Origin of the sequence: Vibrio sp. 10N (assembly GCF_036245475.1) — a bacterium.
In the GTDB taxonomy this organism is placed as follows: domain Bacteria; phylum Pseudomonadota; class Gammaproteobacteria; order Enterobacterales; family Vibrionaceae; genus Vibrio.
The window spans coordinates 903,029-928,756 of the sequence record NZ_BTPM01000002.1 but is presented as its reverse complement, the minus strand read 5'-3'; the positions used below and the strand labels follow the sequence as shown (position 1 = coordinate 928,756).

The following is a 25,728-nucleotide window of genomic DNA, read 5'->3' as shown; positions in this document are numbered from 1 at the left end:
CGACTATTTGAACCACAAATCATTGCAGTTACAAAGCAATACGGAATTTGTGGGTGTAATTAACATTAAATCCGAGTATCCTTGTCTGCCCTTACGGGAGTTAGTGCGAGGATGTAAGATGTCAGGTTTAAGTGAATCAGCAAAATTGGTGAAAGCAGCGTTATCAGAGCGCGGTTTGGAGACACCAATGTTGCCAAATGAAGTGTCGAGAGAAGAAAAGAAAGAACGTATTGAACACCACATGCGTGAGATCTTAACTCTACTTCAATTGGATCTCGCCGATGACAGCTTGATGGAAACGCCGCATCGCATCGCAAAGATGTATGTGGATGAAATCTTCTCTGGTCTTGATTACCAGAACTTCCCAAAAATCACTGTCATCGAAAATAAAATGGACGTCAGTGAAATGGTACGTGTTAAAGACATCACGGTGACCAGTACTTGCGAACATCACTTGGTGACTATCGATGGTAAAGCCGCAGTGGCGTATATTCCACGTGGTAAAATCATCGGCCTATCGAAGATCAACCGCATTGTCAGATTTTTCGCTCAGCGCCCACAAGTGCAAGAGCGCATGACACAGCAAATTTTGGTGGCGTTGCAAACACTGCTTGAAACCGATGATGTTGCAGTGACTATGGATGCTGTTCATTATTGCGTTAAGTCGCGTGGTGTGATGGATGCGACTAGTGAGACAACAACGACGGCTTTAGGTGGAATTTTTAAATCTAACCCTGCCACGCGGTCCGAATTTTTGCATGGTCTAAAATAGAGAGTGAACAATTAAATACAACAGCGCCTTCTAATATGAGAAGGCGCTGTTGTATTTGCAAAAGGTTTTCGTTCATACTATTGATTACATAAAGGAATTAATCAGAAAGAATCGGTATCTTTATACTTGCAAGATAATGATAAAAAGAATAATAAGCCGAAGCGTTTCTTTCAGTTGGATAGGGTCGATGAGTAGACTGCAAAAGATCTATAACTATGCTGAGCCTAATATGTCGCTAGTGGTGATTATGGGCGTGGCGGGCTTTCCTCTATATTACTGGGTGTGGGAATACTTGTTTCCTCAAGCTTATGAAAACTTGGGCCTGAGGCTGCTGTGTACTGCGTCAGTATTGGTGATGGCGTTTCGCAATCACTATACCAATCGAATAAAAAAGTTCCTACCAGTGTATTACCTGTTTGCAATGGGACTGTGCCTACCGTATTTTTTCTTTTTTATGATGCTGATGAATGGATGGTCCGACGTATGGGTATTGTCTTTTATGTCGTCTATTTTTATTCATATCTTATTGGTCCACGATACACGAATGATGTTTACGCAAGCATTCGTATGTATAGTGTTAGCGACTTTAACTGCGTACTACATTAAAGGTCCTGAGCTGAATCTTGAAGAACACAACTCATACCTGCCCATCTTTGCTTTTACTTATGTGTTTGGTAATTTGTTTTACTTTCGCAATCAAGTCGAACATGAAGCTAAAGTATCCATAGCAAAATCTTTTGGTGCGGGTATCGCTCATGAAATGCGCAACCCACTTAGCGCGTTACTTTCTTCTTTCGAAGTGGTTCGTTCAATCATTCCAACCAGTAACTCATCGTATCGAAATTCACATCATTTGAACGCTCAAGAGATTCAGATCCTTAATGACATCATTGAGGACTCGATGAAGGTGATTTGGACCGGAAACGAAACCATCGATCTACTGCTGACCTCTATAGACCAAAATAGAGTTTCGACATCTACGTTTTGTAAGCATCGAGCAAAGAAAGTCATTGAAAATGCTATCGATAGTTTCAGCTATAAAAATGCCACAGAAAAAAGACTGGTGACGATAGAGATGGACAAGGACTTTGAGTACTTAGGTAGTGATACCTTACTCAAATATGTTGTTTACAATTTGTTGAAAAATGCATTTCGTCATCGTGGCACAGGGCGTTTTAAAATCACCGTATCGACTAGAAAAACACCGGACGGTCATAGCGTGTTCATCAAAGACACGGGGCAGGGTATCGAGCAGCAACTCATTAAAAACATATTTGAAGACTTCTACACTACCGGCAAAAACGGCACTTTTGGATTGGGGCTGTCGTTTTGTAAGAAGGTGATGAAGTCTTTCGGTGGCACCATTGAGTGTCGCTCCGAATTTGGCGAGTGGACTGAGTTTGAACTCAAATTCCCAGACACTAGGTCGGCGCAAGTGGCTACGATTAAACAAGAGTTAATGAAAGCAAAAACGGTACTGTTTATCGGAAATGAGCATGGTACCGTAGGCAGCAATATTAGGCAGATTGGTTTAGAGGTTGATTTAAATCTCACGCTTAAGTCATTGGCGGAAGCGGCTGAACTAGAGGAGCATCAGTTCGAATACAACCTGATTGTTATAGATGGGGATTTAGATACGACTGGTTGGGCGCTGATGTCGCGTTTAGAGAGTAAATTGAGTTTTACAGAAGCTCGAATTGCCTTCATCCATGATGAGAACTCGACTCGTAATTTATACTTCCAGCGTTATGTCGATATTCAGTTGTTTAGTATTCAAAAATTTGAACAAGATCCATTTGCTGCGGTTGACTACTTGCTGTTTGATGGCTTTGACAATGAGCAATCTGCACATGCATACAACGAAATTTCAACCAAGCGGACGGTGATGATTGTTGATGACAATCATTCATTACGTTCTATCACCAGTATCATGCTGGAAAAACAAGGTTTACATGTTATTCAGGCTGAAAATGGGAAACGTGCGATACAAACTTTAGAGGAAGAAGACGTTGATCTGATCCTGATGGATATCGAGATGCCTGTAATGGATGGATTGACTGCAACGAAACGAATACGCCAGTCAGACAGTCATTATGCTTCAATACCTATTGTGGGATATACCGGCGATAAAAGTGATGAGACCGTGATTAAAATCAATGAGTACGGTATGAATGACTATTTGGTTAAGCCAACCCCCAAAGATGAACTCATTGATAAAGTGGCGACTTGGATTTACTAAAGTTATCACAAAAAAGAGCGCTCAATCGAGCGCTCTTTTTGATCAAAATTCGCAATGGTTACGAGAACGATAACTCTGGGTTATTCCATGCTCGTTGGCAAACATCGAGTACTCGAGTTAACTCTTCTTTAGTGTGACCTGAGTTGATAGAGAACCGGATCAGATGTTTTCCGTGAGGTGTCGCTGGTGGGCAGAAAACCGAACCGAAAACGCCATTCTCTTCGAGAAAATTCCTAATTTTAAGCGTGTTGTGCACATCTCCGGTATCAATGCCGAAGATTTGTGATTCACTATCAATATTAAAGCCAATTGAACGTAGCCCACGATTTAAATAGTCAGCATTTTGCATTAGCGCGCGTCTTGCTTCGTGAGCACCAACAATAACATCGAACGTTGCGTTGAGTCTGTCCATTTCATAAGGCAGCATGGCAGAGCTGAAAATTGATGGAAATGCGAGCAGCGGAACCAAATAGGAGGTTTTTTCGTTAGCTAAGATAGCACCGGCTCGATAAGCGAAGGTCTTAGCTAGGCTAGCGGTAATGAAGTCAACATGATCAGTAAGTCCAAGCTCTGCGACTAAGCCCGCTCCGTTTGGGCCGTGTGTACCTAAAGAGTGGGATTCATCAACCACTAACGCGCAGTCATACTTGTAAGCGAGAGAGACGACTTCCACAAGTGGAGCAATGGTGCCTATGGTGCTGTAAATAGAGTCGACTAGGATGATGCCGGAGCCATGGCGTTTTAATTGCTTCTCAAGGTGGCGCATATTGTTATGCATAAACATATGTACTTTTGCCCCAGCAATTCTCGCACCTTCCCATAGAGAGGCATGAGCAAAAAAGTCGACATAAACATTGGTATCTTTATCGCAAATTCCTTGAAGAAGGTCGATATTGGCATTCCAGCCAGATTGCGCGACGACACAGCGTTCAAAGCCAGTTAACTTGGCCAGCTTTTCTTCGAAGACAGGTTGGTTTTCCGCTCCTCGCAATAGGGCTCCCGACATCAGAAGGCTCTGATCGTTATCGCGAATCGCCTGGATATGGGCATTTTTAATGGTATCGTCATTGTGTAAATCCAGGTAATCGTTAGTTTGCATTACCACGTCACCAGGTTTAGGCGGCATACCGAAAATGATGGGCTTACGGTCAGCGAGAATATTAATTCTATCTTCGATGATTGCGTCAAACTTCTTAGTGATAAAATCTGGGAGAGACTTTTTGATCTGAGTTAGTTGCATAGCAGTTATTCTCTATAAAATTTGATTTATATGTCGGCCGATGCATTTATTTATTGCCGACGAGAGAATAACTGTCACTATGGAATATTTTATTATTTGTTGCTGGTTGCAAAATAAACTATAGTGAGTGAGAATAGTTTTATTCTAAATATACCAGTTGGGAGTCTAACTGATTGATAATTTTCTCATTATTTATAAATTCTGGCATTTTCGTTTTATAAAATCAATCGCTAATTTCTTATCTCAGGCCAATACATTTTTACAAATCCAATCGTCACCCATGCCACTGCCAATGTCGCGACTGACAGCTCCAAAAAGCCGAAATTATGTAGCCAATGCCAATGAGGGTGCTCCGCTTCAAAAAATGTTGTGAGCCGATGCATGGCGATAGAGCTGATCACAGATGGGAATGTAATAGCAGCAATCGAAGGCTGAAATTTCAGACGTAACAGTCGAATGTAGCAAAGGTAGACCAGCAGCGTCATGGTGATAGCAATCCCTGCTAGTGCCCCTGTGAGTATAGGATCAGGTTCGGAAAAGTTAACTAAGTATGCAGATAGTGTGAGGTTGATCGGCGCCGCCATTATTGCGAGCGTTGGTCTTGCGCGTCTAGGCAGCATACCCTCAAACACCAATCGATAGAGGACCAAGGGCAGCATAAAGAAGTATATGGTGATACAGACGGAAGCAATGGTTTCAGAGTAGACTGTATGACCGAATTGCGTACCGGCGAGTGAGCTGCTTATTAGACCAACGGGATATAAGAACCAGCTTGGTACTATATTTGACATACGAAAGTTTTTTAACTGGTAATAAAAAAACAATACCGCCATAGAAACGTGTAATGTCAAAGCCGCAAACCAAAGTGGATATGCAATGAGAGGCAATATAACGGCTAAATAATCACACAAAATGAGGAGCGCCATGCTCATAGGTGCCATTAAACTACCAGTAAGAGGATGTTTAATGTCAGCAGAAAAAGTATGTCTATTTAGTAAGTACTTAATAAGTACAGGGAAAAGCATTAATGCGCCAACTGAGGCTAATATTGGCTGTACAGTTTTGCCAAACTCTGGAATATACAGTGCCCACGCATGGCCGAGACCGATCATGCCAAGAGCTAAGGAAGCTTGTGAGGTAGGCACATTATGAAACTGCGTAAGGCGCTTTAACGAAGTAAGGCTGATGGTCACGGCGGGCTCTCTTGAAAATCCATATCAATCGACTGCTTAAGCATGGCAGTCTAGCCGTCTAATTATACATACTTTTTGTAGGGACGAAACCATCAACCACTTTAAGTGAGTTTAGTTTGTTTCTTTTCTTGGCAAATCTTGCTGTCGCAGTTTTTCATTCTTCAAGGTGCGATGAAGTAGCTGACTATATATCGGTTGGCCGCCGAGCATTTGCGCGACGATGGTCGCTCCAAGCCCTGTGATGATAAGCGGCAATATTAAATGGTAATTATTGGTCATTTCTATAACTAACAAAATTCCCGTTATCGGTGCTCGCACAGTTGCTGAAAACAGTGCTCCCATTCCTGCGATGGCAAACACGCCAGGCTCAATTGGCAAGTCTGGAAACAGTGTGTGGGCAACCAAGCCAAAGGCATAACCAAAAGAGGTGCCAAGTGCTAGCATAGGCGCAAATATCCCCCCTGGTGCGCCAGAACCAAAGCAAATTAACGTCGTAAGCACGCGACCTATGAACAGCAGTATAAGGATGCTAGCGCTGAAGCTGCCATTAGTAATTTCAGGAATTAGCCCTATACCACCGCCGGTCAGCTCTGGCACATACAGTAGCAACAAACCAAAGCTACCGCCGATCATAGAGCCAGTAAACAGAAAGCGCTTTAGGTCGTTTTTGTGGATACGTACAAACATATCTTGGAACAGTGTGACCAATCGGTTGAACACCACACCAAAACCACCAAATAGTGCGCCGAGCAGCAAGAATAACCACAACACATTAAGGTCTGGTGAGTCATATTGCGGCATGGTAATGACCGCATGCTGACCATTGATGGAACGGAACACAATCGTTGCCGTCACGGCGGAGATAAGTACTGCTTTGATGGATATTAGCGAGTAACGAAAATGTGGTCGCATTTCTTCTACGACAAACATAATACCTGCCAGTGGCGCATTAAACGCTGCGGCTAAGCCCCCAGCTGCTCCGGATGCGAGTAGGGTATGTCGACTATCATCATTTTTTACTCGGAAAAGGTCGGTAACCATACGACCAATGTTTCCACCCATTTGAACCGTCGGCCCTTCACGACCTAACACCATTCCAGAACCCAGAGCACCGAGACCGCCGAAGAATTTTACCGGCAATACGCGCCACCAACGAACGGGACGCATGTTATCCATTGCACCTTCGATTTCGGGAATTCCTGAACCGGCCGCTTCGGGGGCAAATTTGTGCACTAAAAAGTAGCCAACAAACGCCAAAAACGCGCTAATGAGAAAGGCAAGCAGCCATAAAGGGAGCACCGAACCAATCTCATCTTTCAACCAGTCCGTGCGAGTCTCTGTGACAAAGTGAACCCCGATTTCAAACAAGGTACCAATAAGGCCGGCAAAAACACCTACAACACAAGAAAGTAACAACACTGAGATGGGGGTTTTATCGCGAGAGAGAAACTGATTAATCGTTCCCTTTGGTACATGGGCGAGTAACGATTGCTTGATTTTCTCTCTTTTGGTCATAGGGGTGAGTGCCTGTATATGCGGGGGGAATCAACAAGGTTAAAATTATACGTCTTGGTAAAATTGGCAATAGTGGCAAGAATGAAAAGTAGTATTTCACTAATCATCACTTATGAAGTCACTTTGCATCGCAAGTCCCGGTACTGAGCTATCAAGCTGGTTTGGGTGCCAATTTCACCAACGTCGCTTCATTCACAAACTGTATCTAAAATCGTAGCTAAATTTTAAGTGTTCAACTTGAAAAAAGTCATTTTTGTACCATAGTTAAATCGTAGGGCTCATATTCGAAAGACATGGAGGATTAAAGTCCCTACCTACAATTTGGATGTGCAACTTAAGAAACACATACTACTGCCTCGTTTTTATATCTCAGCCGCTCGACTTGGTTCAGAGATTCGCAAACTCACGATTGAGTAACGAGGGATCAAGGCGCGCGCAAAGCGCGCCTTTTGTCTTTTCCCATTTCGCGCCCGTCAGTATCCTTTGTCCCCTAGAATCGTGGAATAATTTGCGGTTATACTTTCGTTAACAGCAAACACAGAGTAAGACAATGACAAATAAAGTCCCAACCAACATTATCACTGGGTTTCTCGGTGTGGGAAAAACCACAACAATCTTAAACCTGCTTAAAAACAAACCAGAAAATGAAAACTGGGCTGTGCTTGTGAATGAGTTTGGTGAAGTTGGTATTGATGGCGCGATGATGGCAGACGGTGGCGCTATGATTAAGGAAGTCCCCGGTGGCTGCATGTGTTGTACAGCAGGAGTTCCAATGTCGGTTGGTATCAATGCCTTGCTTAGGCAAAAGCCTGACCGATTGATCATTGAACCGACGGGGTTAGGGCATCCAAAACAAGTCATCAAAACACTGACTTCTGAGCAATACCACAACTACATTGATTTGCGGGCAACCATAGCTTTAGTTGACCCAAGAAACCTATCGGATGAAAGGCACCTTGAGAACAAGAACTTTAATGATCAGCTCGCATCTGCTGAAGTCATTATTGGGAACAAGGTTGACCAATGTACAGCCGAAGATATTGATGTGTTTAACGATTGGCTTACCGACCAAGAGCCTGCGAAGATTTTCCATAAACTGGTGAAAAATGGTGAGCTTCCGATTGAGCTGCTTGATATCGAAAGACGCGAATCACAACAGGAACCAGCTAAGCATGCTCATCACCATGACGATCATGACCACAGTGATCTTGAGCCAGTGTTTGAATTGCCACCTGAAAAGCCATTTATAAGAAGAGAAAATCAAGGGCAAGGCTATTTTAGCTGTGGTTGGATTATTGGTGAAGAACATAAATTCGACTTCGACCAACTGTTTTCTCTGTTTAGTGAACTCAATGCTGAGCGGGTTAAGGCGGTGGTGAATACCGATAAAGGCTGTTTTGCCTTCAATGTGGCGAATCGCGTTGTCTCTGTTAATCAGATGTCCTTGGAAGGCTATGAATCGCGTATTGAGGTCATAGATTCACAATTAATGCCTTGGCAAGATTTGGAGTCTATCCTATTGAAGTTGTGCGGTTTAAATGACGCATAGCGCAGTCAAAGTTGAGTGAAGAGAGGCCTTAGGCCTCTCTTTCAGATTGCTGACGAACCCCGCTTTTTCAAGCGGGGTTCTTTTTTCGGAGCGGCCGTAGGCCGCGATCGCGATATTTTTTGTTAGATAGCGTTCTGAAGTGAGTAAGGCTTAAATCGGCATACAGAGGCTAGTATTTGACTTATTTCTGCCTTATTTAGGCCCATTTTTCGCAGATAGCTCACCACCAACGCTATCTTCTTGATGTTTTGAGCGGCAGCGGCTAACCAACATTGCATTTGCACTTTTGCGAGACCGCGGTAGCGCGCGTAACGGTGGCCATGGTGTTGTTTTGCATCGGCGAAGCTTCGTTCTACTGTTTCACTTCGCCTCCGATACGTCTTCTTTCCGTAGCTAGAGAGTCGCATTTGATTGGCTCGCTCCACCGTCTCACTATAAAGGTGACGCGTTATGACCTTCTGCATATTTTCACTCTTAGTACAGTCGTCCCGAACGGGGCAAAACGCACATTGTTTCGGGTCTGAAGCGTATGAGCGATAGCCTGCGCGTGTTGTGGTTTTATAGATAAGTTCTTGCCCTTCTGGACAGCGATAGGTATCGGTCTCTTTTTGGTATTTGAAGTCTTTCTTCTTAAATTTGTTCTTAGTTCTTGATGGGCGGCGATACCCGAACACACCTAATATACTGCGGCGCTCGAGTGATTCAGCAACAGGCGCAGTGAAGTAACCTGCATCGATACCAACTGCGATAGGATTGAGGTTGAACTGCTCTAGTGTGTGATCGAGACGACGGATATAGGGCTGTGAGTCATTCACATTCCCCGGTGTTGCGTATGTGTCTACGATGATACCGTGCTTACCATCCACGGTTCGGTGGTCAAGATAGAAGAAGCCTTGAGGCTTATTGTCTCGTGTCATAAAGCCACTTTCAGGGTCGGTGGTGCTGACTTTAGTGTTTTTGACGTCTGTCTTTGGTGGCGTCTCTTTGAATGGATTTTTACCTTCAGATTCTCGGTCTGCAGCCACATCTTCATTCAGCATATCAAGATAAGCGCCTGCACTAACTGGACGCAGACGATTCATGTGCTTGTTCTTGTTAGCATTGGCTTTAAGGTGTGTACTGTCAGTGAAGAGCTCCTGTCCTGCGACTAAGCCTTTCTCCATCGCTTGAAGCACTATGTTGTTGAAGATGCGCTCAAAGACGTCAGTACCATTGAAGCGTCGAATTCGGTTCTGGCTTAACGTCGAAGCATGGATAACTTTTTCGGTCAGTGACATTCGTAAGAACCAACGATAAGCGACGTTCACTTCAATTTCTTTGACCAGTTGGCGCTCACTTTTGATGCCGAATAGGTAGCCAAGCAGAATGATTTTGAATAAACGCACAGGGTCTACGGGTGGGCGGCCATTATCTTTGCAGTATAGATGTGCCACTTCGTCTCTGATGAACTCGAAGTCGATGGCATTATCAATTTTACGAACGAGATGATTCTGTGGAACGAGCTGTTCCATGGTTACCATTTCGAGTTCGTATTGCTGAGGAGAAGGTTTTTGAAGCATATCGGAGTATCCATATTTCGATACTCCTATTAGATCAAAGGTCTAGCTTGAAAGCTAGACCTTTGTCAGCAGTCTGGAAGAGAGGCCTTAGGCCTCTCTTTTTTTGTATAAACAAAGCGAACTAAGGAGATAACCTTGCTCGTGGAGCATTCTAGACTATTGTTATTATTGAAATAACAATAACTTGCAGTCAAGCAAAGGAATGTCGTATGGGGGTAGTGTTTCGAGTATTGGGCACATTGGTCATATTGCTGGCAAGCGTGAGTTCATACGGCAAGGATTCAGAATTGTCGGCAGCCAATCATCTTCAAGCGGACTATGTAGGCAGTCAAGTATGTGTTAGGTGTCATCAGGATGAAGTGACAAAATGGAAAGACTCAGACCACGAGCGAGCAATGGATCATGCGACGTCTGAGAGCGTATTGGGCGATTTTGATAATGTCAGCTTTGAGTTCAATGGAAAGGAAAACCGTTTTTTCAAAAAGGGTGAGCAATACTGGGTCAATATAGAGGGGCCAGATGGTCAATTTCATGATTATCAGATTCGGTATACCTTTGGTCACTATCCTTTGCAACAGTATATGGTTGAGTTTGAAGACGGTCGAGTGCAGCTTATTCCTTTTACCTGGGACGCCAGAGACAAGTCACAGGGTGGCCAACGTTGGTACCACCTCTATCCCGACACGACAACCAACGACGAGTTTTATTGGACCAATACCGGGCAGAACTGGAACTTTATGTGTGCGGATTGCCACTCGACCAACCTTGAGAAAAACTACGATAAAGCGACCAATCGTTACACCACCCAATGGTCAGAAATAACGGTAGGTTGTGAAGCTTGCCATGGTCCCGCCAGCATACACGTGATGGTGTCTAAGCAGGAAAATCCGGCTGGTTTTTCGCCTACGAACCACTATGGCTTTGATCGTGATTTAACCAAAGCCGTGTCCAAGTGGGTCTATCAAGAGGGGCACTCTACGCTTCAACCTCAGTCAATAAACCCTACACAACAAGTAAAAGTATGTGCTCAGTGCCATAGCCGACGAGTTCAAATTTCGGAACAGTATGATCATGTACAAGGGGATGTGTTTGATAGGTACCTCATAGCCAATTTAACCCCTGAGTTATATCATTCTGACGGCCAAATTTATGATGAAGTCTATGTGTTTGGCTCATTTGAACAATCGAAAATGGCGCAAAAAGGCGTCACTTGTACCAATTGTCACGACCCACACTCGGCAAAGCTGAACATTCCCGAAGAAGCAGTGTGCGCCCAGTGTCATATCGCGTCCGAATATACACCTCAGAACCACACATTTCACCAAGCTGGTTCTAAAGCGAGTCAGTGTACAACCTGCCATATGCCAGAGACCACTTATATGGAAGTGGATCCAAGGAGAGACCACAGCTGGCATGTACCAAGACCAGACATGAGCAAACATATTGGCACGCCAAACGTCTGTACCTCTTGTCATGAAGACAAAGACGCAGAATGGGCGAGCAAGGCGTTGTCTCAATGGTTTCCAGACTCGAGCTACCAGAACAGTCAGCATTACGGTATTGCTTTTTACGCCGCCGATATAGGACATCCTGCGGCGGCGGATGCCTTGTCTTACATAGCACAAGACATCAATCAGCTACCTATTGTCCGAGCCTCGGCACTACAAAGAATGGCAGGTTTTCAAGGTCAAAACAGTTTAATAGCGCTTGGACGAGCGGTAAAAAACGACCAAGCGATGATTAGAATTGGCGCTATTCAAGGAAGCGCACCCTATCCGGCGCATCAGCGTTGGCAGATTATTTCACCGTTACTTACCGACGAGGTATTAGCCGTTCGAGCTGAAGCGGCGGGTGCTCTAGCTCAATACTGGCGGGAGCTAAATCCACTGCAAAAAGAACAGCTCAAGGACCCGCTGCAGGACTATATTAATATTCAACAATACAACGCAGACCGAGGGTTTGGCCGAACCAATCTGGGCAATCTTTACGCGGCTCAAGGGAAAGCACAACAGGCGATCACAGAGTACCAAGGCGCGATCGCGATTGAGCCGTATTTCGAGAACAGTTACATCAATCTTGCTGATCTTTATCGAACTCAAGGAGATGAAGCGTCAGCTGAGAAAACACTCGCGCTGGGTATGAAAAACCAACCAAAGTCTGCTGCCATTCACTACAGTGCGGCGCTAACAAAACTAAGGAAGGGCGATAAAGCCTCCGCCAGTCAGTTACTGGCAAGGACGACCGAGCTAGAAGCAACGAACCCTCAATACTGGTTTGTTTATGGGCTATCAATGGAAACTGTGAACGTGAATACAGCCGTTGATGCGTTAGACAAAGCTTATCAGTTAAGTCGAAACCCAGAACATCTGTTTTCTCTGTGTGACCTTATGCTCAAGTACAAGCATCAAGGGGCTTCGCAATGCTTGAGTCAACTGTCTACACTTGCACCACCAGAAGTTATACAGCAGCTAAAATCACGCTATTAGCAGCGATATAGCATTCACTCTATAACCAAAAGTTATAGAGTGAATCGCTAGAATTGAGTGCAACATTGAGGTCTATTCATACAACCAAGACGAGCAAGCAAAGGTGTGAACCAATGAATCAAGCACAAACAGAACTCAACCGCCTAATCACAGAAGTGGGGAAGTCGGTAATAGGCCAACAACATGTGGTGACAGCGCTGGTAGTTGGGTTGATCACCAATGGTCATATACTGTTAGAAGGTTTGCCTGGTACAGCAAAAACGCGTTCCATTAAGTCCTTGGCCGAGCGTCTAAGTACCAGTTTTGGGCGCATTCAGTTCACACCAGACCTATTGCCTTCCGATGTTACGGGCACAGAAATTTACCAAGACGTCGATGGCAAACCTCAGCTTCACTTTCAAGCTGGCCCTATCTTCAATAGCATCGTTCTAGCCGATGAAATCAACCGTGCCCCTGCAAAAGTACAAGCAGCACTCCTTGAGGCTATGGCGGAAGGTACAGTTACAGTGGGTGGCGATAGCCATAAATTGCCAGAGCTGTTTATGGTGCTGGCAACGCAAAACCCGATTGAACAAGAGGGTACTTACCCACTGCCAGAGGCGCAGATGGATCGCTTCATCATGAAAGTTACGGTGGATTACCCAGAAGATGACGCTGAGCGCGATATCATTCGTTTGGTACGAAATGAGGAGCGCGCAGCAGGTGGAGTTAACAGCTCGAAGCAAGTGGATGAATCGGAGTCAGTGACCATCTCAACCGATTCCGTGTTTGCCGCGAGGTGTGAAATGCCAGATATCGAAGTTTCAGAACTGGTTGAAAACTATATTGTTAACCTTGTTATGGCGACAAGACAGCCCGAGCGCTACCCAGAGTCCTCACTCGCAGATTGGATCCTTGTTGGCTCATCGCCGCGCGCTTCTATTGCTCTAGATAAGTGCAGCCGAGCCTATGCTTGGTTACAGGGTCGCAATTATGTCGAACCTGATGATGTAAGAGCGGTTGCCAATATGGTACTTGGCCATAGAGTTGCTCTGTCTTACAACGCATTAGCAGAACAAGTGACGCAGCAAGATGTAGTTAATCACTTGCTTGATGTTGTGGCTGTTGGCTAAGTTGCTAGAGGTACTTTTATGGCTTCTAAACACGCCAATAATCACGATCATCGAATCCACACCTCGTATGAGCGCTTGGTGAAGCTGCAATCACAGGTTCAATCGTTTTCGCTGCTGCCACATTTAGTTGCTCAATCGCGAATGTCTGGCCGACATGGCTCGCTTTTTCGCGGGCGCGGCCTCAACTTTGAGGAGCTTCGTCACTATCAAATGGGCGATGATATTCGCAATCTCGATTGGAGAGTCACCATGCGTACAGGCAAACCCCATGTTCGCACTTACACTGAGGAGAAAGACCGCAACTTTATTCTCTGTGTTGATCAGCGCAGCGGGATGTACTTTTCTTCCATTGATACCATGAAATCAGTGGTTGCTAGTGAGATCGCCGCACTATCGGCGTGGCGCATTTTGAAAGATAACGATCGGGTCGGCTTTATTATTAGCCGATCGAATCAGATTGAATATCTAAAACCACAACGCTCTCAAAATCACCTGTTACATGCGTTAAAGCGACTAAATGACGCGAACCATGCGTTAGATATCTCTAGCGAGGATAGCGAGCGTGCTAGCTTTTCTTCTACCATTCGAATGCTCGGAAACTTGGGGCTCAAGAATGCCACCATCTTGTTTATCAGTGACTGGTCAGGTGCGACGGAGTTTGATTTGGATAGGCTCAAGTACCTTCAGCAGCACAATGATATTTTGAGTGTGGTGATTTCTGACCCATTGGAAGCTGCGTTACCGACTGATATTTTAGATTCTGCTTCGTTGGTGTTTGGAGACGGAAAGTATCAGCTGAGCGTGACGGAAAAAACTAAATTGGACAAAGCGAACCAAGGTTTAAAAGCTCACGCTCATCATCGTCTGGAAAAGCTTGGGCAATTAATGGCTATGAAGCGATTGCCTGTGATAGAGCTATCCACGGATGGCCAACATATTGATGCCTTCAAACGAGCCGTCGGAGGGTTTGCATTATGACCCAAGCTGCCCCGAGTTCCTATATTCTTCGCAATATGTCAGAAGTCCCTAATCCTGATGCTATCTCTTGGTTTCCTCAAACTTTGGGTTGGCAGGTATTGGCCTTGTTGATTGTTGCTTTCATCATTTACAAATTTGCGCTCGCGTATTGTAACAAGCAGATGCAGCGTTATCGAAAAGAAGCAAAGCAGGTATTGGAAATGCATCGCAACACCGATGAAATGCCATTGGTTTGCTACGACGTGCTAAAAAGCACCTTTCACTATCTGTATCCAAGCCAGCCACAGCAATTTAACCGAGCTTGGCTATCGACGTTGAGTCAAACATCAGACGCAAATCTGTCGAGCGAACTAGACCTAGATTTAGGCGAGAAGTGGCTGAAAACGCTGGTCACTCGATCTGTCGTGTTAACTGACCAAGAAGCCGAGCAGGTTTATAGCATGGTTTGGCTTTGGGTTGATACACATACGACACCAACATGGCTTAAGCAACATTGGTCATTGAGCGCCACGATTTTGCGAGCTCTGAACAAAACAAAGCGTGCTATCTCTGGCGTGGTGGGAGAGACGTCATGAGTTGGGACAGTCTTTCTTTAACCCATCCTTTATGGCTGCTGCTATTACCACTGCCGATCTTAGTGTATCGATTGGTGCCTGCATACAAAACGAAGCAGAGCGCTATTAAGGTACCTTTTTTCCGCAGTCTACTAGATATTCTTGGGGAAGAGCCTGAGCAGGGCGCAAGTCAGCTAAATCCGTCGTGGTGGCAACGGGCTATTTTGGTTGTCTCGTGGATCTTATTAGTCTTCGCAATGACCAAGCCAACCGTGTTAGGTGAGCCTCAAACTCGTGAGAAGCTTGGCCGTGATGTGATGGTTGCCGTCGACCTCTCTGGTTCGATGTCGGAAATGGACTTTCTATCACCGGATGGACAAGCTACTTCCAGACTTGACGCAGTAAAAGGTGTACTGACGGATTTTGTCGCAACACGTGATGGAGACCGTCTTGGTCTGATTCTTTTTGGTGATGCCGCCTATTTGCAAACCCCATTTACCGCAGATCACGATGTTTGGCTTGCGCTATTGAATCAAACCGAAGTGGCGATGGCAGGGCAAAGTACTCATCTGGGGGATGCGATTGGCCTCGCGATTAAGGTGTTCGAGCAATCACAGGGGGAAGCTGAACGCGAAAAAGTCGTGATCGTGTTAACCGACGGTAATGACACAGGAAGCTTTGTTGAGCCCAAAGATGCTGCAACGGTAGCGGCAGCGAAACAGGTACGGATTCACGTTATTGCAATGGGTGATCCAGAAACCGTTGGTGAGCAGGCACTGGACATGCAGACCATCGAAAACATTGCTAATTCATCAGGTGGTCAAGCATTTCAGTCGATGGACCAAGAGGCTTTGCAACAAGCCTATCGAGCCATTGGAGAGTTGGAGCCGAAGTTGTATGAAAGCACACAGTATCGACCGAAACAAACCGTTCACCAATACCTGATGATGATCGTCGTTGTACTGTATTTAATCGCATTTTCAGCGGCAACGATACGTCGTTCATTGTTCACAGCAAATCAAAATGCAGAAACTAAACAGCAGGAGAGAGAGTCATGAGCAGTTTGGCTATTGAGCAGTTCTTCTCTCAGTTTCATTTTATGCGCCCGATCTGGCTATTCGCGTTTGTGCCGTTGGGACTATTGCTACTACTTCGCTGGCGCCGTGAAACAACCGCTGCTTGGAAAACGATGATCCCCGAGCATTTACAAAAGGCACTCATCATAGGAGAGCAGGGCTGGAAGAGTCAGCTACCTCTTAAGTTGCTTAGTGCTATTTTAGGCATTGCCATTGTTATCTGCGCAGGACCGACATGGGAGCGTGAACCTTCGCCATTTGGCGAAGATCAAGGCGCGCTTGCCATTGTGCTTGATGTCAGCACGTCTATGGATCAGACAGATCTACCACCGTCACGTCTAGAGCGAGCAAAATTCAAGATTCGAGACTTATTGGAAGCAAGAAAAGGCGGTAAAACGTCGCTCATTGTTTTCGGTGGTAGTGCTCATACAGCGATGCCGATGACACAAGACAATCAAGTCTTCTTACCATTCCTCAATGCGATCACACCTGAAGTGATTCCAGTGCAGGGAAAGAGTGTCCAATCGGCAATACCTGAGCTTCAATCGCAGTTGAAGAACTTTCCTTCGGCTTCGATTTTGATTGTGTCTGATGGTATTTCTCAAGAAGGGATCAAACTCTATCAAGATGCTTTTCAAGACACGAACCAACTGGTGATGGTGTTAGCTGTGGGAAATGATGCTATTCATAGTAGTTCTGCGACCGACTGGGACAGTTTGAAGCAACTGGCCAGTGCCACCGATGGCCGATATTACGCATTGACCACGGATGACAGTGACATCAACAGGATTGCGTCCGATGTTGAGCGTCATATGCAGATCTCGGGAGAGTCGGCGATGCCGTGGCGGGACATGGGTTACTACCTCGTGTTTCCAGTGATGGTGTTGGCGTTGCTGTGGTTTAGAAAAGGTTGGTTGGTTCAATGGGCAATTCTTGCCACTTTAATGAGTCCAAATATTTTCCTAAACCAAGCTCATGCAGAGACAGTTTCCGCAGTAGCAAGTAGTGAGCAAACCACAGAGCCGAAATCGGTCGTCGAAGATTTTTGGGACAGTGCGACTCAAACTTGGATGGATTTATGGCTGACACCAGAGCAGCAAGGCCAGTGGTACTTTAACCTAGGGGAATTCATCAAAGCGGCCAATTATTTTCAGGAGCCAATGAACAAGGGCATCGCTTTTTACTATGGACGCGATTTTGCCTCGGCGCAGTCTCAGTTTTTACAGGTACAGGGTGATGAACGAGCGGTTCTTTATTTAGGAAACGCCTTGGCAAGACAACGAGAATATCTTGCAGCACGAAATCTCTATAAAGATCTTATCGAGAAAACCAAAGATGAGAGTATCGCTGTGGTGGCAAAGCAAAACTATCAAGCTATGAGTGAATTGGTAGACGAGATTAATCGAGTGAGTGAAAGCCAATCGGGTACCACTGACGGACCAGAAGAGTCGATGGAGCTCGGAGACAATCCGAGAACGGCCGACGGCGCTGAAGAAAATACTGCCTCAGAGCTGATGTTAAAAGAAACCTTGAACGCTAACGAGATATTGGGAAGCCAGGAACTTGCAGATAAGTGGCTTCGCAAAGTTGAAGCAGACCCAAAAAACTTTTTGCGAAACAAATTCCAAATCCAACTTCGTGAGCAGGGGAACCAACAATGAACATCGTTAAGTTAGCGAAACTCTTTACTCAAGCGGGTTCATTATTACTTCTGGCCTTGATGACCTTGCTCGTCCCGATTTCGGCGCAGGCAAGTATGACTATCAATCAGCTGGAAAGAGAAGGTGGCGTAGAGATAACCTCTTGGCTTAGCAAAGGGGACAACGCATCAGAGCCGGCCGCGATACGTGAGCAAGTTATTCTTTATATCGAGGTTGCCACACCAAGGTGGTTTACTGGTGGTACGCGTATCTCTGGCTTTGGTATGCCGGATTTGATTGTGAAGCAGCGCAATCAACTTGCAACTAACTACACGGAACGTAAAGACGGTCAGACATGGTCGCGCCAACGCTGGGAAATAACCTTATATTCTCAGCAAAGTGGAGAATACCGATTACCAAAAGTACCCGTTAGAGTTCAAGTATCGGCTCCGGATGGTTCAAATGTCTCAGGGACGCTGTATACCGAACCGAAGTCACTGTTTACCTATCTTCCGGATGCGTCGTTTACTCAAGACGAAGCCTGGTTCTCTGCCAATGATGTCAAAGTGCAGGAGTCTTGGAGTGCTTCGTCCGAAGAACTGCATGCGGGGGACAGTATTGTAAGGACTCTCGAAGTTGAAGCTGACGATACACTCTCTATTATGTTGCCGCTACTGGGCGATGACAGCATTGCTGGCGTGAAAGCGTATCCGAAACCCAGTGTTTTATCAGATAGCCAAACGCGTGGCGTATACAAATCAAAACGTGTCGATGAGGTGACTTACATTGTTACCACGGGCGGCGAAGTGGTGTTTCCAGAGCAAATCGTTCGCTGGTGGGATGTCGAAACGCAATCTTTACAAACAGCGACTCTGGAAGCTAAAAAAGTGCGGGTTGCTCACACTTGGCGCTCGCTTTTCAATACGTACAAAACTGAATTCGTTATACTTTCGATTATCGCTTTAGCGCTGTTATTGGTTTTGAGATTGGCTTATCGATTCTTTAAAACTCACCCTACACCACCTTGGTGGGAGTTGGCTCAAGCCATCCGTCATCGTGATTGGCCGAGTGTTAGACGTTTGATTTACAGAAAAGGCCGCCAAGTGAGCGGTGAAGTCGAACTCAAAAAAATGCGCAGCGATGCTTCTTGGCAACAAACCAGCCAAGAGATGCAAGATGATAGGTTGGATGCCACCCAAAGTCGTTGGATGTGGCGTCAACTAAAAGACTCTAAATGGGGTAGCTTAAAGCACGGCTCACCAAAGCCCAGTTCACCAGAAAATAGCACTTCGAGAAAAAGCGAGAGTCAATCCGTATTAAAAGGTTTAGATAGGTGGCGAAAACCGAGCTAAGCCATTGCAGGTGATAAAAAGGTAATAATGAAAAACACCGAGCTCAACCTTATCCCAGTCTTTGTAGCCATCTATGAAGAACAGAGTCTATCCAGTGCCGCGACACGTTTGGGTATTAGTCAGCCTGCGGTAAGTAAGGCACTCAAGCGATTACGAGAGATATATGAAGACTCCTTGTTTCATCGCAATGCCAGTGGCGTAGAGCCGACGACGTTTGCCAATGACATCTATCCTGCATTGGCAACGTCGCTGAAAAACTTCAATTCAACCCTAGAGGCTTCACGAGACTTTAATCCTAAAACGTCAACCAAGACCTTTTCTATTGCGTCTGTTTCTGCCGCAAACTATGCCGTATTACCTGAACTGTTAGTCAGGTTTGCCAAAATTGCGCCTAAGGTATCGCTGGAAGTTCACCCGCTATTTACCGAAGATCATGAGTCCGACTTGCGACTGCAACGCTATGACTTGGTCATTGATAGAACGCGTGCTGATGTGACGACACTAAAAACCAAAGAGATCTTCAAAGAGAAACTTTATGTGGTCGCCGCAAATGATCATCCAAGATTAACTGGCGAGACAATAACAACGGACGAATACTTGGCTGAGCAACACGTTGTTATGTCTCGTTGGCACACTCGCCAAAGTTTTTTTAGCGAAAAGGACTTCCCTGAGTTTGGACAACGAAAGATCGTCTACCGAGCGCCAGGTGAGATAGATATGCTGCCCGTGATCAGTCGAACCGAAGCCATTGGGCTTATTACTCATTCAACATTTACTAAGTTCTCTCAGGGCTTAAATGTCAAAGCGTTGCCAATGCCGTTTGGCACATCGGAGCATGGGCTTAGTATGGTGTGGCACCCAAGCCGTAATTCCGATTCCGCGCATCAATGGTTGCGAAATCAAATTGCTAAAGTTGCCAGCACCGTTAATAGATAGATCATCCAAAAAGTAAGGAACGCATTTGTGATCAAATGGGGTGTAATGGGGCCAGGAAGGATTGCCCATAATATTGCTAAAGGCATCGCTGTGACTGATGGTGCAGTCATTCAAGCGGTCGCGAGCAGAAACGGGCAGCGCGCAAAGCAGTTTGCTAATGAGTATCAGGTAGAAGCGGTTTATTCGGACTATCAAGCGCTGAATGTGAGGTTGGAATCTTTGTTGGATGCTCGACAACAATTGAACAATTACAATCCGATCGTTGGACTTAACTCTAAATAGGGTTTTTAGTCGGTTTCTTGTTAGAGACCTCGTAGAGGCAAGCGGAATGTTGATACTCACCCTCATCCAGCCTATTAGACTCAGTCAGGCTTATTCGTCAATAGCTGATAAGACTTTCTTGACGTCAAATGAATCCATGAACCTCAGCGAAAGCCATCTTGCTTACTTGACAGGTTGCTTATGAAACGCTTGTGTCACCAAAAGTAATATTGCCCACCTCTATTTCTACCGTAATTGCTCTCTGTTACACCCATCAAATAAATGACCAAAACTTGGTCATTCAATATCCATTCAAATTAGATTATTTGTCTAACCGATCACCAAAATGCAGGCATATTGGGCGGAAACGCAAGTTCAACTGCCTCCATAAAAATTATTTATCTTCACGACAAAGAAAATTTCCTTTTAATTTTTCTGTAAAGAATTACCTTTCGATTCATCAAGTTTTCTCACCCATTGGTAAATTCGAGGTATCTATGACACCAACTTCAATACGCCAAGGCGCAACTAGATTCTATGACAATCTCAAATTCCCTCGCGGCTTCGCTAAATCTGGTGATTTCACTCTAGCTGAAGAAGAAATTTTGACGTTTTACGGAAAGACACTACTAGGTCTAGAAACTGGCGAACTTCAAGCGATAAATGAAGAAGAAAAACGTCTTGTGAAAGTCGCTCACTTTGAAGTGGAGCCAGAATCGAAGATAGAAAAAACATGGTTTAAATATATTAACTTAGCGCGCGGTAGAAAGAAGTTTCATACCCTCAATGGGCGCAATAAGCCCGAAGCATCAGAAGACGACATAGTAGAAACACTTGAGGACGATTAATGAATATTTGCTTTCTAATGTACCCTTGGGAACGCGTTTGTCCCGAGACAGATACCACTCTGCGTTTAGTTCACGAGTGCGCGTTGCGAGGTCATACGGTCGCGATTACGACAACGAGTGGTCTTACAATAAGAGATAGTACGGTATTTGGTTTCTGTCAGGTTTTAAAGAAAGGCAAAGTATCCGATAAAATTCCTACTTTCTATCGTAATGCTGACTTTCGTAAGGCTCGTCTACCGATGGCTGGATTCGACGTAATCTTTATGCGAGCTAATCCACCACTGGATAACCTAGCGCTAAACTTTTTAGACTCGATAAAGGATGACACGCTAATAATTAACGACCTTGAAGGTCTGCGACTAGCGAACAACAAGCTTTACACCGCGAGTATGGGTGGCAATGCGAGCGAGTTTATTCCTGCGACACACGTTTCGAAAAACCGCGACTATTTACAGCGCGTTTTGGAAGAAAGTACCAGCGAGAAAATGATTCTTAAACCGCTCAACGGATATGGTGGTCATGGTGTCATCGTCATAGAGAAAAATGCCCAGCAGAACTTTAGGTCTTTGCTCGACTTTTACATTGGTGAAGGGGAAACGAGTAACTATGTGATCCTGCAAGACTATATCGAAGGCGCCGAAGATGGTGACAAACGTATTTTGATGTTGAACGGAGAACCTATCGGTGCGATGAGGAGGGTACCTGCTTCAGGTGAAATTCGCTCAAATATTCATGCCGGTGGCACAGTAGTGAAACATGTGCTCACTAAAGAGGAAAAGCGACTCTGTGCGGCCATCGGCCCTAAGTTGGTTCGCGATGGACTCTACTTCACTGGACTGGATGTAATTGGGAGTAAGCTCGTAGAAGTTAACGTACTGAGTCCTGGTGGCATTATGCGTATCAATAAACTCAATCGAGTGCGATTACAGCGTCAGGTCATTGACTTTGTTGAGAATATTGTACATTCCAAAGATCTTCTCCAGCAGAGAAAGAGTGCATTTAGGCTTGCGGTTCAAAACGCGCACCAAATCGAGTCTTAATTATGGAAAAACTCTCCGTATCTGAGGTTCTCCAACGTATTCAAAATACCACGACTTTTCATGCTGAAGTCGCTGAGACCGGCTGTATTCTAAAAATCGACGAGTACTTACCAGTAGTATGTACCGCAATTCACGCAGGCGAACGTCTGCGTGAAGATTTGGTAAAACATTGTCTACTGACTAAAGAGCAACGTTATTTTGAAGAAGATCCATTTACCGATGACATGATTTCTTCTCAGCCGATTACTCTAGTTGGATTGGACTCGAGATTTGAATACGATTTGAATCGTGCAATGTCACTGAGTACGTATTATCGCAGTGCGTGGGAACAAAAGGTTTGGGATAGGCCTTTGCCTCCCAAACAGCGTACGAATAGCCAAGCCAAGCACGCTGCCTTTTACCAGATATATTCTGTATTGATACAAAAGCTCGAGTCGATGTTTGGCCTCGTCATTGTTTTCGACATCCATTCATACAATTACAAACGGATAGAGAAGAGCACGCCCGTTTTTAACGTCGGAACGTCTCAGGTTGATAGTGAAAGATGGGGCAAGACAGCCACTCGTTTCTTGCAAGAGCTTGGTAAAATCGAACTGCCAAACATACAAGTAACGGCTGAGGAAAACTCAGTATTTGAAGGGCGTGGCTATCTTATTGCACATACTAATGCGAACTTTGACCGCACTTTGGTGCTTCCGACAGAAGTTAAAAAAGTATTTATGGAAGAAGAGAGTGGCACTCCATACCCACTCGTACTAGAAGCGTTACAATCTGGTCTTAAAGAAGCGTTCAGCCAGACCAGTGCTTACTTTCAGCGCATTTACAATAGAAAGCCCAAAGTGAGCAAGACAGACATGTTAAGCTCAGCCATCGATCCTGCGGTATTGTCTGTTGATCGTGCTCTATACAGATTGGCTCACAAAGTAGAGACGCTGAAATATGTGACGCCAACAAATATCCCAAGTGAGAAGAAGCGGTTTTTTGCCAACGCGGCTCGCTATCAACCTAAATACCGCTACCGACAGCTTCCAATTAATGCGAACGAGTTTAAGTTTCAGCTCTATAGACTTCCAATAGAGAATATTGCTGATCCTGACATGCGTCAGCTCTATAGCGACATGATTGACAAACTCAGCGAGAAAGTCGATTTACTCACGAGTGTTGGTCAAGAAAACTTTCTATACAACAGCTTAGCTTATCATGGACGTCCCGATGAAGCAGCGGTAAGCAATGCGAAGTTTTTGATGTATGCAAAGGATATTTCATCTGCGCCGAGTGAAATATATTCAGCATCAGAAGCGGCAGAGCAAATGAAAGTCGCCGCTACAAACTGGGGGATGAAGTGTAAAATAACACTAACCAGCTCACTTGCAGCACGAGCGATGGTGAGTTCCGTGCCCCCGACGTTGTTTGTGAACAAGGGCGCTACGTTTACCCATGAAGAAGTACAGCGACTCATACAGCATGAACTAGGTGTACACATGGCGACGACGTACAACGCTAAGCAACAAGCCTTGAAAATCTTTCAGTTGGGCTTACCAGGCTCTACCTTTACCCAAGAAGGTATGGCTATTATGGCGGAGTATAAGGCTGGGTACATGTCTTTAGACAGGTTGAAAGACCTTTCGACTCGCGTATTGGCTGTCGATTCAATGCTGAAGGAGCATAACTTCTACAATACTTATTCTTACCTAGTCGAGGAGCTTGGTATCCAAAAAGACGCTGCATTTATGACCACGACACGCGTTTATCGTGGTGGCGGCTTTACCAAGGATTACCTTTATCTCACAGGCTTTTTAAGCATGCTAAGAGCCGAGGAAGAGAACAACTTAAATAATCTACTGATTGGTAAATGCAGTATCAAGTATCTTGACTTGATAAGTGAAATGGTGGAAAGAGACTGGTTAACCCCTCCAAAGTATCGATTCGATGATAAAGGTGGGACGCTAGAACCGACACTAGAGTATCTTATTAACTCATTGCGCTAGTGTCAGTTTGCGCTGGAATTCAGCAGAGCTAATAACGGAAAAAGTGAAAAGGGGTAAGGGTACTAGGCACCTTTGCCCCTTATTACCTTAGGATGTTCTTTATAGAATATCTCTCACGCGATAATAAGACATCGCCAACACCAAAGCTGGTGTCTTAAACAGCCTTCCCCCAGGGAACGGCATATGCGGGATCTTATCAAAAATCGCAAAGCGTTCAGCGGTGGTTGCGACACATTCCGCCATCAGTGTGCCTGCCATCCCTGTTGCCGCGATGCCGTGACCGGAAAAGCCTTGGGCAAAATAGACATTAGGTTTTAGACGGCCAAAGTGTGGCGCGCGGTTCATGGTAATAGCGACATTACCGCCCCAAGCATAATCGATTTTTGCATCGGACAGCTGAGGGAATATATCCACCATGCGTCCACGCATCGCTTTTTCGAGATTAAACGGTGCCACGCCTGAATAGCTGACTCGTCCGCCAAATAGCATCCTGTGATCGCCAGAGCAGCGGAAATAATCTAATACGAAGTTTATGTCACAAGCGGCGATGTGATCTTTCATAAGCGCCCCGGTGACCTCTTCACCTAAAGGCTCAGTGGCACAGATATAAGTACCTACAGGCATGACTTTGTTTTCTAACTTCGTCTCCAAACCATCCATATAGGCGTTACAAGCGAGGATGACGTGATTGGCTTTTACTGTGCCGTTTTTTGTGAATAGGGTAGCAGGATCACCGTGTTCGATTTTGGTCACGGCGCTATCTTCATAAAACTCTGCGCCAGCCTGTTTGGCTGCATTTACTAATCCAAGCGTGTAATTAAGTGGGTGCAAATGGCCACTGTTACTATCAAACATCCCAGAAGTGTATTTTTTACTCGCGATGTGGTGATGGGTCTTTTCTTGATCCCACATTTCAAGCGATTCATAGCCGTAGTTTTCGGTAAGGTCGTCATACCAAGCTTTGAGCTCTTTGTCGTGGCGAGGTTTAACACCGACATGCACCATGCCATCTCGCCAATCACAATCAATGTTGTACTTGTTGATGTTGGATTTGGTCAGCGCTAGTGCTTCGACTGAGATATCCCAGAGCTTTCTAGCATCTGATTTTCCAACTAGCTTTTCTAAGGTGTCTTGCTCGGATGCCCAGCCAAAGATAGCTTGGCCACCGCTTCTTCCGGATGCGCCCCAGCCAACGCGATTGGCTTCTAGAACGATCACTTTAAAGCCTTTGTTAGCAAGTTCTAGTGCGGCGGTGGCTCCGGTGATTCCGGAGCCAATAACACAGACGTCGGCAATATGATCTCCCATCAGTTTAGGAAAATCGAATTGCTGATTTCGCGATGCCGCGTAATAAGAGTCTGTGTGCTTCACTTTCATTTTGTATCCTTAC

At 45.2% G+C, this 25,728-nt stretch carries 20 protein-coding genes; 15 read left to right on the top strand and 5 right to left on the bottom strand.

What is annotated here, in order from left to right:
- The first annotated feature begins 118 nt into the window (after positions 1 to 118).
- On the top strand, positions 119 to 772 hold the full coding sequence (gene folE, locus AAA946_RS20295; RefSeq protein WP_338166569.1) for a GTP cyclohydrolase I FolE: 654 nt from the start codon (positions 119 to 121) through the stop codon (positions 770 to 772).
- Between the two features lie 187 nt (positions 773 to 959).
- A complete protein-coding gene (locus tag AAA946_RS20290) occupies positions 960 to 3,011 on the top strand; it encodes a hybrid sensor histidine kinase/response regulator (protein ID WP_338166568.1) in 2,052 nt (683 codons plus the stop codon).
- Positions 3,012 to 3,069: 58 nt separating this feature from the next.
- Here AAA946_RS20290 and cqsA read toward each other — a convergent pair whose 3' ends face one another.
- The 3 genes from cqsA to clcA form a co-directional block, all read right to left on the bottom strand.
- The gene (gene cqsA / locus AAA946_RS20285) at positions 3,070 to 4,251 is read right to left on the bottom strand and encodes an alpha-hydroxyketone-type quorum-sensing autoinducer synthase (protein WP_338166567.1); all 1,182 of its coding nucleotides are present in this window, start codon (positions 4,249 to 4,251) and stop codon (positions 3,070 to 3,072) included.
- A gap of 230 nt (positions 4,252 to 4,481) precedes the next feature.
- The gene (locus tag AAA946_RS20280; protein ID WP_338166566.1) at positions 4,482 to 5,444 is read right to left on the bottom strand and encodes a TDT family transporter; all 963 of its coding nucleotides are present in this window, start codon (positions 5,442 to 5,444) and stop codon (positions 4,482 to 4,484) included.
- 111 nt (positions 5,445 to 5,555) lie between these two features.
- Positions 5,556 to 6,959 (bottom strand): H(+)/Cl(-) exchange transporter ClcA, encoded by a 1,404-nt coding sequence (clcA, locus tag AAA946_RS20275; RefSeq protein WP_338166565.1) that lies wholly within the window; start codon positions 6,957 to 6,959, stop codon positions 5,556 to 5,558.
- 550 nt (positions 6,960 to 7,509) lie between these two features.
- Between clcA and AAA946_RS20270 the strand changes: the two genes are divergently transcribed.
- A complete protein-coding gene (locus AAA946_RS20270; protein WP_338166564.1) occupies positions 7,510 to 8,508 on the top strand; it encodes a CobW family GTP-binding protein in 999 nt (332 codons plus the stop codon).
- 122 nt (positions 8,509 to 8,630) lie between these two features.
- Here AAA946_RS20270 and AAA946_RS20265 read toward each other — a convergent pair whose 3' ends face one another.
- The gene (locus AAA946_RS20265; RefSeq protein ID WP_338163447.1) at positions 8,631 to 10,067 is read right to left on the bottom strand and encodes an IS1182 family transposase; all 1,437 of its coding nucleotides are present in this window, start codon (positions 10,065 to 10,067) and stop codon (positions 8,631 to 8,633) included.
- 209 nt (positions 10,068 to 10,276) lie between these two features.
- Between AAA946_RS20265 and AAA946_RS20260 the strand changes: the two genes are divergently transcribed.
- From AAA946_RS20260 to AAA946_RS20205, 12 genes are all read left to right on the top strand, one after another.
- Positions 10,277 to 12,553 carry a multiheme c-type cytochrome gene (locus tag AAA946_RS20260; RefSeq protein ID WP_338166563.1) on the top strand — a complete coding sequence of 759 codons (2,277 nt, stop codon included), beginning with the start codon at positions 10,277 to 10,279 and terminating at the stop codon, positions 12,551 to 12,553.
- A 113-nt stretch (positions 12,554 to 12,666) separates the two neighbouring features.
- A complete protein-coding gene (locus tag AAA946_RS20255) occupies positions 12,667 to 13,665 on the top strand; it encodes an AAA family ATPase (RefSeq protein ID WP_338166562.1) in 999 nt (332 codons plus the stop codon).
- Between the two features lie 18 nt (positions 13,666 to 13,683).
- Positions 13,684 to 14,643 (top strand): DUF58 domain-containing protein, encoded by a 960-nt coding sequence (locus tag AAA946_RS20250; protein WP_338166561.1) that lies wholly within the window; start codon positions 13,684 to 13,686, stop codon positions 14,641 to 14,643.
- A complete protein-coding gene (locus tag AAA946_RS20245; RefSeq protein ID WP_338166560.1) occupies positions 14,640 to 15,218 on the top strand; it encodes a DUF4381 domain-containing protein in 579 nt (192 codons plus the stop codon). Before AAA946_RS20250 ends, AAA946_RS20245 begins: the two co-directional genes overlap by 4 nt.
- Positions 15,215 to 16,255: a VWA domain-containing protein gene (locus tag AAA946_RS20240; protein WP_338166559.1), complete on the top strand. Its 1,041-nt coding sequence runs from the start codon at positions 15,215 to 15,217 to the stop codon at positions 16,253 to 16,255. The genes AAA946_RS20245 and AAA946_RS20240 overlap by 4 nt, the downstream gene beginning before the upstream one ends.
- Positions 16,252 to 17,934, top strand: a complete 1,683-nt coding sequence (locus tag AAA946_RS20235; protein WP_338166558.1) for a VWA domain-containing protein — start codon at positions 16,252 to 16,254, stop codon at positions 17,932 to 17,934. Before AAA946_RS20240 ends, AAA946_RS20235 begins: the two co-directional genes overlap by 4 nt.
- A complete protein-coding gene (locus tag AAA946_RS20230; protein WP_338166557.1) occupies positions 17,931 to 19,265 on the top strand; it encodes a hypothetical protein in 1,335 nt (444 codons plus the stop codon). The genes AAA946_RS20235 and AAA946_RS20230 overlap by 4 nt, the downstream gene beginning before the upstream one ends.
- A gap of 27 nt (positions 19,266 to 19,292) precedes the next feature.
- Entirely contained in the window at positions 19,293 to 20,201 is a 909-nt protein-coding gene (locus AAA946_RS20225; RefSeq protein WP_338166556.1) for a LysR family transcriptional regulator, read from the top strand.
- 27 nt (positions 20,202 to 20,228) lie between these two features.
- Positions 20,229 to 20,483: a Gfo/Idh/MocA family oxidoreductase gene (locus AAA946_RS20220; protein WP_338166555.1), complete on the top strand. Its 255-nt coding sequence runs from the start codon at positions 20,229 to 20,231 to the stop codon at positions 20,481 to 20,483.
- A 476-nt stretch (positions 20,484 to 20,959) separates the two neighbouring features.
- Positions 20,960 to 21,310: a DUF413 domain-containing protein gene (maoP, locus tag AAA946_RS20215; protein WP_338166554.1), complete on the top strand. Its 351-nt coding sequence runs from the start codon at positions 20,960 to 20,962 to the stop codon at positions 21,308 to 21,310.
- Entirely contained in the window at positions 21,310 to 22,350 is a 1,041-nt protein-coding gene (gene gshB, locus AAA946_RS20210) for a glutathione synthase (protein WP_338166553.1), read from the top strand. Before maoP ends, gshB begins: the two co-directional genes overlap by 1 nt.
- 2 nt (positions 22,351 to 22,352) lie before the next feature.
- Positions 22,353 to 24,338: a flavohemoglobin expression-modulating QEGLA motif protein gene (locus AAA946_RS20205; protein WP_338166552.1), complete on the top strand. Its 1,986-nt coding sequence runs from the start codon at positions 22,353 to 22,355 to the stop codon at positions 24,336 to 24,338.
- A 99-nt stretch (positions 24,339 to 24,437) separates the two neighbouring features.
- Here AAA946_RS20205 and AAA946_RS20200 read toward each other — a convergent pair whose 3' ends face one another.
- Entirely contained in the window at positions 24,438 to 25,715 is a 1,278-nt protein-coding gene (locus AAA946_RS20200) for an NAD(P)/FAD-dependent oxidoreductase (RefSeq protein WP_338166551.1), read from the bottom strand.
- Positions 25,716 to 25,728 lie beyond the last annotated feature (13 nt).

Bases quoted from the DNA above. Each gene is read 5' to 3' on its own strand.
- folE (WP_338166569.1), top strand. From the start codon at position 119: ATGTCAGGTTTAAGTGAATCAGCAAAATTGGTGAAAGCAGCGTTATCA.
- AAA946_RS20290 (WP_338166568.1), top strand. From the start codon at position 960: ATGAGTAGACTGCAAAAGATCTATAACTATGCTGAGCCTAATATGTCG.
- cqsA (WP_338166567.1), bottom strand. From the start codon at position 4,251: ATGCAACTAACTCAGATCAAAAAGTCTCTCCCAGATTTTATCACTAAG.
- clcA (WP_338166565.1), bottom strand. From the start codon at position 6,959: ATGACCAAAAGAGAGAAAATCAAGCAATCGTTACTCGCCCATGTACCA.
- AAA946_RS20270 (WP_338166564.1), top strand. From the start codon at position 7,510: ATGACAAATAAAGTCCCAACCAACATTATCACTGGGTTTCTCGGTGTG.
- AAA946_RS20265 (WP_338163447.1), bottom strand. From the start codon at position 10,067: ATGCTTCAAAAACCTTCTCCTCAGCAATACGAACTCGAAATGGTAACC.
- AAA946_RS20260 (WP_338166563.1), top strand. From the start codon at position 10,277: ATGGGGGTAGTGTTTCGAGTATTGGGCACATTGGTCATATTGCTGGCA.
- AAA946_RS20255 (WP_338166562.1), top strand. From the start codon at position 12,667: ATGAATCAAGCACAAACAGAACTCAACCGCCTAATCACAGAAGTGGGG.
- AAA946_RS20250 (WP_338166561.1), top strand. From the start codon at position 13,684: ATGGCTTCTAAACACGCCAATAATCACGATCATCGAATCCACACCTCG.
- AAA946_RS20245 (WP_338166560.1), top strand. From the start codon at position 14,640: ATGACCCAAGCTGCCCCGAGTTCCTATATTCTTCGCAATATGTCAGAA.
- AAA946_RS20240 (WP_338166559.1), top strand. From the start codon at position 15,215: ATGAGTTGGGACAGTCTTTCTTTAACCCATCCTTTATGGCTGCTGCTA.
- AAA946_RS20235 (WP_338166558.1), top strand. From the start codon at position 16,252: ATGAGCAGTTTGGCTATTGAGCAGTTCTTCTCTCAGTTTCATTTTATG.
- AAA946_RS20230 (WP_338166557.1), top strand. From the start codon at position 17,931: ATGAACATCGTTAAGTTAGCGAAACTCTTTACTCAAGCGGGTTCATTA.
- AAA946_RS20225 (WP_338166556.1), top strand. From the start codon at position 19,293: ATGAAAAACACCGAGCTCAACCTTATCCCAGTCTTTGTAGCCATCTAT.
- maoP (WP_338166554.1), top strand. From the start codon at position 20,960: ATGACACCAACTTCAATACGCCAAGGCGCAACTAGATTCTATGACAAT.
- gshB (WP_338166553.1), top strand. From the start codon at position 21,310: ATGAATATTTGCTTTCTAATGTACCCTTGGGAACGCGTTTGTCCCGAG.
- AAA946_RS20205 (WP_338166552.1), top strand. From the start codon at position 22,353: ATGGAAAAACTCTCCGTATCTGAGGTTCTCCAACGTATTCAAAATACC.
- AAA946_RS20200 (WP_338166551.1), bottom strand. From the start codon at position 25,715: ATGAAAGTGAAGCACACAGACTCTTATTACGCGGCATCGCGAAATCAG.